At 37.3% G+C, this 10,413-nt stretch carries 10 protein-coding genes and 1 tRNA gene; 2 read left to right on the forward strand and 9 right to left on the reverse strand.

What is annotated here, in order from left to right; genetic code table 11:
• Positions 1-755 precede the first annotated feature (755 nt).
• Positions 756-1,358, forward strand: coding sequence for a CarD family transcriptional regulator (locus VXK47_RS19635; protein ID WP_435550488.1), 603 nt, complete (start codon positions 756-758; stop codon positions 1,356-1,358).
• A 29-nt stretch (positions 1,359-1,387) separates the two neighbouring features.
• Positions 1,388-2,473, forward strand: coding sequence for an RluA family pseudouridine synthase (locus VXK47_RS19640; RefSeq protein ID WP_435550489.1), 1,086 nt, complete (start codon positions 1,388-1,390; stop codon positions 2,471-2,473).
• A 4-nt stretch (positions 2,474-2,477) separates the two neighbouring features.
• Here VXK47_RS19640 and pth read toward each other — a convergent pair whose 3' ends face one another.
• The 9 genes from pth to VXK47_RS19685 form a co-directional block, all read right to left on the reverse strand.
• A complete protein-coding gene (gene pth / locus VXK47_RS19645) occupies positions 2,478-3,077 on the reverse strand; it encodes an aminoacyl-tRNA hydrolase (RefSeq protein WP_435550490.1) in 600 nt (199 codons plus the stop codon).
• A gap of 26 nt (positions 3,078-3,103) precedes the next feature.
• Complete coding sequence (locus VXK47_RS19650; RefSeq protein ID WP_435550491.1) at positions 3,104-3,754, reverse strand: 50S ribosomal protein L25/general stress protein Ctc; 651 nt, start codon at positions 3,752-3,754, stop codon at positions 3,104-3,106.
• Positions 3,755-3,980: 226 nt separating this feature from the next.
• Positions 3,981-4,919 (reverse strand): ribose-phosphate diphosphokinase, encoded by a 939-nt coding sequence (locus VXK47_RS19655; protein WP_435550492.1) that lies wholly within the window; start codon positions 4,917-4,919, stop codon positions 3,981-3,983.
• A 92-nt stretch (positions 4,920-5,011) separates the two neighbouring features.
• Positions 5,012-5,086: transfer RNA gene (locus VXK47_RS19660), tRNA-Gln, on the reverse strand.
• A 62-nt stretch (positions 5,087-5,148) separates the two neighbouring features.
• Positions 5,149-5,982, reverse strand: coding sequence for a 4-(cytidine 5'-diphospho)-2-C-methyl-D-erythritol kinase (gene ispE, locus VXK47_RS19665; RefSeq protein ID WP_435550493.1), 834 nt, complete (start codon positions 5,980-5,982; stop codon positions 5,149-5,151).
• Positions 5,983-6,140: 158 nt separating this feature from the next.
• Positions 6,141-7,676 carry a Do family serine endopeptidase gene (locus VXK47_RS19670; RefSeq protein ID WP_435550494.1) on the reverse strand — a complete coding sequence of 512 codons (1,536 nt, stop codon included), beginning with the start codon at positions 7,674-7,676 and terminating at the stop codon, positions 6,141-6,143.
• 66 nt (positions 7,677-7,742) lie between these two features.
• On the reverse strand, positions 7,743-8,153 hold the full coding sequence (locus VXK47_RS19675) for a DUF1844 domain-containing protein (protein ID WP_435550495.1): 411 nt from the start codon (positions 8,151-8,153) through the stop codon (positions 7,743-7,745).
• Between the two features lie 17 nt (positions 8,154-8,170).
• Positions 8,171-9,751 (reverse strand): phosphoglycerate dehydrogenase, encoded by a 1,581-nt coding sequence (serA, locus tag VXK47_RS19680; RefSeq protein ID WP_435550496.1) that lies wholly within the window; start codon positions 9,749-9,751, stop codon positions 8,171-8,173.
• Between the two features lie 153 nt (positions 9,752-9,904).
• Positions 9,905-10,282, reverse strand: a complete 378-nt coding sequence (locus VXK47_RS19685) for an alpha/beta hydrolase (protein WP_435550497.1) — start codon at positions 10,280-10,282, stop codon at positions 9,905-9,907.
• Positions 10,283-10,413 lie beyond the last annotated feature (131 nt).

A 10,413-nucleotide genomic window follows, 5' to 3' on the forward strand; every position in this document is an offset into this window, starting at 1 on the left:
ACATTTTTCATTTATCCGGCAATAGCGGACCTTTTGAAAAGGACTTTGTAAGAAAAAAGAACTTAAACCCGGAGAAAATATCAGAGACCTTTGGTAGCTTAATTTTTATGAAAATCAGTCTTGACATGGGGTCCACTATAGTCTGTGCCATGTTATTTCCTCTAAATTATTAACAAATTATGTCTAAATTATAATCAGGATATATTCCTATCAATTTCATAGGAATTGTCAAGAAAAATTTGTATAACCACTCACAGGTATATGTGAGCAACTGACTTATTAAGATAACACATTGAAACATAGCTATGACGACGAGGTGGATTGCCTGATAAAGCAAGAAAGGGGGCAAATAACGCGATGATCCGGTTCAGACCCGCTGCATATGTTTATGGTGTCTATCATAAGCACAGAAATGGAAAACAATGGCATATATCCGAATAAATACAAGTTCATCAGCAATAGATACCATGCATATCGCTATAGTTTTATATTCATCTGTATCTTTATCTGTATCTGAATCAAATGTATTTTCGGTGTCTTAGCCACTGAATGTAATTTACTTGCCTGATTTTAATAAATATGCTATAGTCTTTATAAGGGTATAGGTAGGTCATTTTGTTTACATAAAAAAGGTGAAAACAAAGGGTATGCAGAATTTTTTTGCTGATATCAACTTATTATATATTATCCTTTATCTGAGTTTTCTGCATTTAATTGTTGACAATACAAAAATCGGACAAAAGAGGTTAGTTATCATGCGAAGGTCTTTTAACGCAGTATCGGCGGTAACCGATACGAACGCAAAAATAAACGGTGGGCGAGCTGGTGTACGATTCATAAGAAAAGAAGTGCGTGAATTCCATGTAGGTGATCTTGCTGTATACCCGGCACATGGAGTCGGGCGGATAGAAGCTATTGAAAATAAGATAGTAAACGGTGAAAAACATGATTTTTATATCATAAAAGTTCTTGAAAATGGAATGGTTATCATGATCCCTACGTGGAATGTTGATTCTGTTGGATTAAGGGACGTAATAAGTGAAGGGGAAGTTCCCAAAATTTATGATTTCATGAAAAGCAAGAAAGAAACTCCTATTGATACACAAACATGGAATCGTAGATATAGAGATTATATGGATAAAATCAAAACAGGGTCACTTTATGATGTGGCAGAGGTTTTCAGGGATCTTTACCTTTTGAAATTAACAAAAGATCTTTCTTTTGGAGAACGAAAGCTTTTCGATACCGCTCAAACTCTTCTGGTAAAAGAGCTTTCAACCGCGAGAAATACTAGTGAGGACAAGATATTTTCCGAAATAGAATCATTATTTATTTCTAAAGAAAATCCCAAGGATTAATTTCCAGATCATAAAGCGGAACAATAAATATGTTCCCGGTAAAAGAGATTTATTTGATCCATAACCTGAAGAAAAATACCGCCGGCAACTGCCGGCGGTTTCCTGAATTGAAAGCAACTAACTGTATCCAACCCTCATCTGCAATCTGTATCAACCACATTTCTTCAAAGGAGTTTACCTTCTATGCGGATGAATCCGTTTCCGGAATACGGCTAGATATAGTTGTATCATCTTATATTCCTTTATGTTCACGATCAATTGCTGCTTCTCTTATAAATAAAGGAAAAATAACAGTTTGCAATCAAATAAAAAAACAAGGCTACAAAGTAAAGTTCGGGGATAAAATTACCGGAACAATTCCTGATCCTGAACCGGTTTCATTTCTCCCCGAACCTATAGAATTAAATATTCTTTATGAAGATTCCGATATAATAGTAATAAACAAGCCCCCAGGAATTGTTGCTCACCCAGCGCCAGGTCATTATTCGGGGACACTGGTAAATGCTTTATTATTTCATTGCCCGGATTTAACCGGAATAGGGGGTGAAATAAGGCCAGGCATTGTCCACAGGCTTGATAAAGATACCTCAGGAGCCCTTGTTGTCGCAAAAAATGATATTTCCCATACAAATCTTTGCTTACAGTTTAAGGAAAGAAGGATCAGAAAAAAATATCTTGCCCTTGTATGGGGAAACCCGGAACATGATTCAGGATCAATAACACTTCCTATCGGCAGACATCCTTCAAACAGAAAAAAAATGTCCGTTTTAACCCGCAAGCCTAAAACAGCGGAAACTTTATGGAAAGTTATTGAGCGTTATAAATCGGTCTCACTTTGGGAAATAGATCTTAAAACCGGGCGTACCCATCAGATACGGGTTCATTGTGCGGCAATCAAACATCCTGTTATAGGCGATCAGGTTTATGGCAACAGACCGAAACTGTCTGTTGACTTAAAAAACACACAGGATTTTTATAAACAGATAAAGAGACAGATGCTTCATGCATGGAAAATTGGATTTATGCATCCTGTTACAAATAAAACAATGGAATTTGAAGCACCTCTTCCGGATGATATGAAGGAACTTATAAGTTCATTAAAAGGGCCGGCTTAAAAACTCAGGAGTGTTCTAAAATATTTTTATTTTCATTAAATATATTCATTGCTTCTGTTATGCCGCTATAGATAATTGTAACAGCGGCATCCCGTGCAGCTTTATTTATTAGATTTAATTCATTATTTTCTTTAATATTAAATTTGCCGAGAACATAGTCGGCAACACTTATCCCGGATTCAGAACGTCCTATTCCTATGCGAATTCTGGAGATATTATTATTTCCAAAGGTATCTATTAAAGATTTTATGCCCTTATGGCCTCCGGATCCTCCTTTTGGATTTATTTTTATTCTTCCAAAAGCAAGATCAACATCATCATGTATGATCAATATATCCTTCTGTAATATTTTATAATAATTTGAAAGCGAATAAATCGGAGGCCCACTTCTGTTCATAAAAGCAACCGGTTTTGCCAGTATTACATCAATCCCTTTTATCAATCCCCGCCCATATATTGTCTCATATTTATTTTTCTCAACCGGAATTGAAAAGGCATCAGCTAATTCATCAATTACCATAAATCCGGCATTATGGCGGGTTTTTGCATAAGCACTGCCGGGATTACCCAAACCGGCAATAAGCCGAACTCTTTTTTCTGACATAAGCAATTTGTTTAATAGCTAATCTATTATTCTTTTGCGGCTGATTTAGTTTCTTGCTTGGCAGGTGCTTCTACTGTTGCGTCTTCCCCCTCTTCTCCTACAGCTTTTTCTTCAGACTTGGTCGTAAGAACCGTAACTATAGTATAATTTACATCATCAGGAATCTCAACACCTTGCGGAAGAACTAAATCATTAACATGTATAGAATCACCAATATTGAGATCGGTAATATCAATTTCAATTGATTCCGGTATTCCCACAGGTAAACATAATATTTCTATTTCCCTCTTGATAATCTGAAGCATTCCGCCAAAATCAATACCCTTTGCAATACCCTTGGTAACAACCGGAATTTTGACCTTGATTTTTCTATCCATTGAAATTTCATAAAAATCAACATGCAGCAATTCTCTGGATACAGGATGAATCTGCAATTCCTTAATCATTGCCGTTCTTGTATGTAATGCACCGTTTTGTATTTCAATGTTTAATATTGCCTGTCCAACCTTTGCTTTTTTCAGGATATCTTCAAGATCCTTGATTGTAATAGATAGCAAATTCGTATCTTTTCCAGGGCCATATATAACAGCCGGTATTTCTCCCATACGTCTTAATACTCTTGCCGGGCCATTGCCGGCTGATTCTCTTAACTTTGCTTTAATTTTTAATAATTCCAATAGATTTTCCTCCTTAGTGATCATGGATTCATATTGAAAAAATCAACCATGCCCAAAAATAAAAAATCCATATGCTTAAGATATGCTGCATCTGGAGCTTTTAGTTTCAAAGATTTATATGATTTTTCAGATTTGTTAGCCAAAGAGTGCTCAGATAAAACGTAAGAGCATCAACAGGAAATAGAAGATTATCTTTGTGTTTTATTTACTCTGAAACTCTTATTTTTTATACAAACAGAGATGTAACCGAATCTCCTGTATAACTTCGTATTATAGCCTCACCAACAAGCTTATAAGAAGATAACACTTTTATTTTACCGCATTCCAATGCTTCTGCCTTTAAAGGTATTGTATCTGTTACTACAAGGCTCTTTAAGGGTGAATTAATAATACGTGAAATTGCCAAGCCTGACAAAACAGGATGCGAGCTACAGGCATGAATTTCTTTTGCTCCGCTCTTAATAATGGCAATTGCAGCTTCAGTAAGAGTGCCGGCAGTATCAACCATATCATCAATAATTATGGCGATCTTTTCTCTTACATCACCTATTACTGACATATCTTTAACTTTATTCGGAACTTCCCTGCGTTTATCTATCACAGCCAGGTCGCAATTAAGGCGCTTTGCATAAGCTCTTGCCCTTTCAGCTCCACCCGCATCCGGAGAAACAATTACAATATTATTTTCAAAGTTATTCTTGATATAATCTATAATCACGGGAGCTGCAAACAAATTATCCACAGGGATATTAAAAAAACCCTGAATCTGTCCTGCATGCAGATCCATCGTAATAACCCTGTTGGTTCCTGCAACAGTAAGCAGATCAGCGACCAATTTAGCACTTATAGGTACCCGGGGTGCTACTTTTTTATCCTGTCTTGCATAGCCATAATAAGGTATTACAGCTGTTATTCTCCTTGCTGAAGAACGTTTCAGAGCATCAATCATCAGAAGCAATTCAATTAGATTATCATTAACAGGAGCACAAGTTGATTGAATTACAAAAGCGTCTTTTGACCTAACATTTTCATTTATTTCGATCTGTATCTCACCGTCACTAAATGTTTTAACTTTGGCATCACCTAAAGGGACATTAAGATAATTACATATTTTATTAGACAAATCGAGGCTTGAGTTGCCGGAAAAGATTACATAATCATTCATTATTCATTCCAACGTTTCATTAATAGTACCTTCGCAATGAAAAAAATTATCGCTTTTTATGAACTCATTATCAGTATTAACGATAAAAATAGTGGCTGGGGTGGGAGGATTCGAACCTCCGAATGCAGGAACCAAAGTCCTGTGTCTTACCGCTTGACGACACCCCATAAACAATATATAAATTCACTTACAAAATGATGGCAGTTCAAAGGGTTTTCCAAAGGCTTTTTTAATTTAATAAATCTACAACGAAAACCCGCCATCCTCTATTTAGTGAAAGAACCATCCCAGCTTTTTCTGCACTATCACCATCAGTAAAAAGGCCGAATACCGAAGATCCGCTTCCCGACATAAGAACGCCTGATGCTTTTTGCTCTAAAATAGCCTTTTTGACTTTATTTATTTCAGGATACATCGAAGCAGTAACATGCTCAAGATCATTGCAAAGAAGCTGTGCATCAAATCCCTGTTTAAGGGATAAGCTCTTAAGTTTTTTTTTGCAATTTGTCAATCTTAAATTAAGATTTTTATAAATATCCGCAGTTAAAACACTAAATCCGGGATAAACAATCAGGATTTTATAGGGTAATTCTAAAGCATAATTTTCAAGTTTTTCACCTATTCCGGTGGCCAAGGCAGGTTTGTTAAATAAAAAAAATGGAACATCCGCACCAATCTCAAGTCCTGTTGCCATGAGTTCTTCCAAAGTAAATGGATAGCCAAAATAGCTGTTTAAAGCGGATAATACAGATGCCGCATTGCTGCTTCCCCCTCCAAGCCCCGCACCCGACGGAATATTTTTTTCTAAATGTATTTTAACTCCAATATTTTTTTTAAATTTCTTCAAAAAAAGGTTGGACGCTTTTACTGCATGATTTTTTTCATTGCATGGAATTTCAGGATCAGTACACGTAAGAGAAGTAGCAGCATTGCCAAAGTCAATATGCAATATATCATATAAACTCACGCAACACATTAACGATACAATTTCATGATAACCATCGGATCTTTTCCCCGCAACATGTAAGAACAGATTGATTTTAGCCGGAGAGAGTATTTTCATTTAATACAGCCTGCTATGATATAAAAACACTTGTAATGAGAAGAAATAAAGAAAATATTATCCGGCGGATAAGGGTCTTTCCATACCCGCCGTCACGCTTTGATAATATTTTATTTTGTTGTGGTTTTCTGTTAACTGAAAATTAAACCTGATACTGATTACTTGGTTTCAATTTTTACTAAGATATAACCGACTTTATCTCTCCATAAGAACATATTGAAAGGTTTGTTCTTTTGAATTTTCTTTAATAATTCGGCATATTCTCTTACAGATTTCACAGGTTGGTGATTTATCTCTTTAATAATATCTCCAGGGACTATCCCGGCTTCAGCAGCTTTTCCTTCGGAATCAACCGCAACAACAATAACGCCTTCTTTTTCGGAAATATCATAACGACGCGCCATTTCGGGAGAAAGATTGGCAACACGGATTCCTATTTCATCAGCCTCATTCTTTGTAGAATTCCTGTTTGAGGCTATTTTCTCATCCATTCTTTTAGCTATTTCCACATTGAACATCTTTTCCTTGCCATCTCGCAAAATTTTAATTTTTACATTTTTGCCCACACCCATTCCTGCAATAATTTTGAGAAGAGTTCTGCTTGAGTCGATTTTTTGTCCGTTAATCTCGGTAATAATGTCTTTAGCCTTTATTCCTGCTTTATCGGCAGGATCTCCCGGAATGATATCGGAAACAAGAACGCCTTTCCCACCCTTAATACCAAAATATTCAGACAGATCAGAAGGCAAATCCTGGATAGTAATGCCAAGCCACCCTCTGGTTACATCACCATGTTGTTTTAACTGATCAATTATTCCCCTGGCAAGGTTTACAGGAATTGCAAATCCGATTCCCTGTCCGCCGGCAATTATTATTGTATTTATACCTATCACCTCACCATTCATATTTAACAGGGGGCCACCACTGTTGCCAGGATTGATGGAAGCATCGGTCTGGATATAATCATCATAAGGGCCGGAACCAATTACTCGACCTTTTGCGCTGACTATTCCAGCAGTCACAGTATGTTCCAAACCAAACGGACTTCCTATCGCAACCACCCACTGGCCGACTTTTAATGCATCGGAATCGCCAAGTTTTAAAACGGGAAGGTTGTTTTCATCTTTAATTTTAATAAGGGCAAGATCGGTATTTGGATCACGTCCGATGATTACTGCATTATATTCTTTCTCGTTTTTTAATATAACCTTTATTTTATCAGAACCTTCAACAACATGATTGTTTGTAACAATATATCCTTCTTTATCAATTATAAAGCCTGAGCCAAGGCTGCGCTGTTTAAATTCTTTCTGCTGATCCGGATTAAAGAATTTATTGAAAAAATCGTTCATTTGATCGTCATCGTTAAAAGGTCCACTGTTAGGGGGCCCGCCGCGAAACTGCCGGAACATGTTTTTCGTTTTCGCAGTTCTTACGGTCTGTATATTTACAACTGCCGGGCTTGCCATTTCGGCAAGTGCGCTGAAGCTTTCAGGAACCATTCGGGTTGCAGGCGGATTTGTTTCTTTGTTGGAAACGGGCACATTTTCAATGTTTTTTTTGTCTTCATTTTGTTTTGTTTTGCCGTCTGAAACGGAATTGAAACATGAAATTCCAAGAAAAACTGCAACGAGGAATAAAACTATAAAAACTGATTTCTGCCGTTTAATTGCAACAATTTTATTAAGCCACATAGTGCCTCCTTTGATATCGGATGTTGTCTGACTTTTTTACCAATTGAACCAAGAGTTTCCTTAATATCACTTCTTTTCTTTTACATAGATTATTCTCAGATCATAAAGTATACTTCTTAGCATGCCTTCTTCATCTTTTGTTAAATTACCTCTGGTTTTTTCTTCAAGCATACTCAAGATATCTATAGTCTGCTTTGCAAGGTCCAGGTTTACTTCTTTTTCCCCGGTAGCAGGATTTTCAAAAAGTCCAAGATTCATAAGCGCGGATGCATTCAGGGACATAATAAAGGTCGGAAAATTAATTTCAGGTAAACACGTCCGAGCATCTTTAGCCTGCTTTTCAATAGAAGGTTCAGCAGCTTTTGTTTCTTTTTTTAATGGCTCATCATCCTTTTTGTCTTCTTTATCATTGTCAATATTATCCTGAGAAAAAAATCTCCGGTCTTTTACTGTAAAATCTTTTTTTTCTTCCGGCATAGCTATTCTCCTTAATACTATAGTTCAAGCAGCGTAACTGTTTTAACCAGAGGTAATGCTTTTAATTCTTCAAGCACAGGTTCGGGGATCGGCAAATCTGTTTTAAGCAATATAATATTTCTTTCCCCTTCCTCTTCCTGCCCCACCTGCATTCTTCCTATATTAATGCTATTCCTGCCGAGAACTGTCCCAATGCTTCCGATTGCACCAGGTTTGTCGAGATTATGAACAAGAGCAAGATGTCCGCTCGGGTGCATCTCAAGCCTGAAATTATTTATTCTTACAATCCTGGGATCTTTTTTGCCGAAAATAGTGCCTGCAACTAAAAAAGTATTATCTGAAGTAATACCTTTAACGGTAATAAGATTTATAAAATCTTCCGATTCAGCTGCTACGGTTTCCGTAACTTTTATACCTCTTTCCTTTGCAATATAATTTGCGTTAACAAAATTAACATCATCTTTTACCACAGGTACAAGCAGGCCTCTTAAAACGGCCGTTGAAACAGGAGACATGTCAAGACCATCAAAATTACCTGTATATTCGATGACAATTTCCTTAAAAGGTCCTTTTGAAAGTTGGGTAATCAGGCTCCCCATCTTATCGGCAAGTGATAAAAACGGTCCGATCTTTTTCAATAGCTCTCCTGTAACGGAAGGTACATTAACTGCATTCGCAATAGTCCCGTTTTTTAAGTAGTCAATTATCTGACCGGCAACAGCAGTGGCCACATTCACCTGGGCTTCCTGCGTGGAAGCGCCAAGATGCGGCGTACATATAACCCTGTCCAGCTCAAACAGAGGAGAAGCTCCGGGAGGTTCTTTCTCAAAAACATCCAGTGCTGCTCCTGCAACCTTACCTGATTTGATGGCATTGTATAGGTCGCTTTCATTAACAATTCCGCCCCTGGCACAGTTAATTATCATCACACCGTTTTTCATCTTATCAAATGCATCTTTGTTAAGCAGATTCAAGGTGTCTTTAAGCTTGGGAACATGAACTGTGATATAATCAGCTTTTGCATATAATTCATCAAGAGTAATGCTTGTATATCCGGCTTTTTCAATTTGCTCCGGAGTAACAAAAGGATCATATATGACAACCTGCATTTTAAGACCGCGTGCACGATCGGCAACGATGGAACCTATTTTTCCAAAACCTATTATGCCAAGAATTTTATTGTACAGCTCGCGGCCTTCAAGATTTTTCTTTTCCCATTTTCCAGCCTTAAGAGAAGCCGTTCCCCAGGGTATGTTTCTTGTCATTGACATCATCATTGCAACAGCGTGTTCTGCGGTTGTAATAACATTTCCACCCGGGGTGTTCATAACAATCACGCCGTGTTTTGTAGCAGCCGGGATATCAACATTATCAAGGCCAATTCCTGCACGGCCAACAACCTTCAGGTTTTTTGCAGTGCTTAAAAGATCGGCAGTAACTTTTGTGGCGCTCCTTATGGCAAGAGCATCATAATTACCAATAATTTTTTTAAGCTCTTCGGGAGACAAGCCGGGTTTAAAATCAACTTCAATACCATCTGCATTCTGAAACATCTGTATTCCTACCGGGTCCAGATTATCACTTACAAGTACTTTCATAATTCATCCTCTCAATATTCTAATAGAATAAAAAACATATAATATCCAAATATCAACTCAACGCATTATTTATCACTAACATATTTTTCAGGTTTAAAAATATAAGATACTCATAGATTAATGTCAAATTATCATAATTAACTGTTTTCAAATTCAGATCACACCTGATTTCGCAAGAAATATTTTAATATCCTTCCAAAACAACAAAGGATCGGGCGGAAACTCATTATGGCCTGAATCATAGGCAATCATAGTACTGTTTTTTGCAGCCTTTGAAAGGGCAATTCCGTGCTCATAAGTAATCACTTCATCATGCTTTCCATGAATTACAAGCACTGGCCCGGCGTAAGATTTTATCGCTTTATGGTTGTCAAATTTATCACGCATCAAAAAACCGGGAACAAAATATTTTAAAGCAAAGGCTCTGAGACTGGTGAATGTTGACATCAGAATCATAGCAGCCGGATTACGTTGTTCGGAAAGAGCACAAATGGCTCCTCCACCAATTGAACGGCCGGCAAAAGTAAACATCCTCCGGCAAAGCCGGAGGCTTTACGATTGCTGGCCCCTCAAAGGGGCCTGATCACAATCGAAAAACAAAAACCATCATAATCAAGTTTCTTGTAACACCTGCCATTTTAGCAGTGATTTTTATCGGGAAT

This window comes from Desulfobacterium sp. N47, assembly GCF_051233685.1.
In the GTDB taxonomy this organism is placed as follows: Bacteria; Desulfobacterota; Desulfobacteria; order Desulfobacterales; family RPRI01; genus RPRI01.

Coding starts and splice junctions, on each gene's coding strand:
- VXK47_RS19635 (WP_435550488.1), top strand. CDS start 756: ATGCGAAGGTCTTTTAACGCAGTATCGGCGGTAACCGATACGAACGCA.
- VXK47_RS19640 (WP_435550489.1), top strand. CDS start 1,388: ATGTTCCCGGTAAAAGAGATTTATTTGATCCATAACCTGAAGAAAAAT.
- pth (WP_435550490.1), bottom strand. CDS start 3,077: ATGTCAGAAAAAAGAGTTCGGCTTATTGCCGGTTTGGGTAATCCCGGC.
- VXK47_RS19655 (WP_435550492.1), bottom strand. CDS start 4,919: ATGAATGATTATGTAATCTTTTCCGGCAACTCAAGCCTCGATTTGTCT.
- ispE (WP_435550493.1), bottom strand. CDS start 5,982: ATGAAAATACTCTCTCCGGCTAAAATCAATCTGTTCTTACATGTTGCG.
- VXK47_RS19670 (WP_435550494.1), bottom strand. CDS start 7,676: ATGTGGCTTAATAAAATTGTTGCAATTAAACGGCAGAAATCAGTTTTT.
- VXK47_RS19675 (WP_435550495.1), bottom strand. CDS start 8,153: ATGCCGGAAGAAAAAAAAGATTTTACAGTAAAAGACCGGAGATTTTTT.
- serA (WP_435550496.1), bottom strand. CDS start 9,751: ATGAAAGTACTTGTAAGTGATAATCTGGACCCGGTAGGAATACAGATG.
- VXK47_RS19685 (WP_435550497.1), bottom strand. CDS start 10,282: ATGTTTACTTTTGCCGGCCGTTCAATTGGTGGAGGAGCCATTTGTGCT.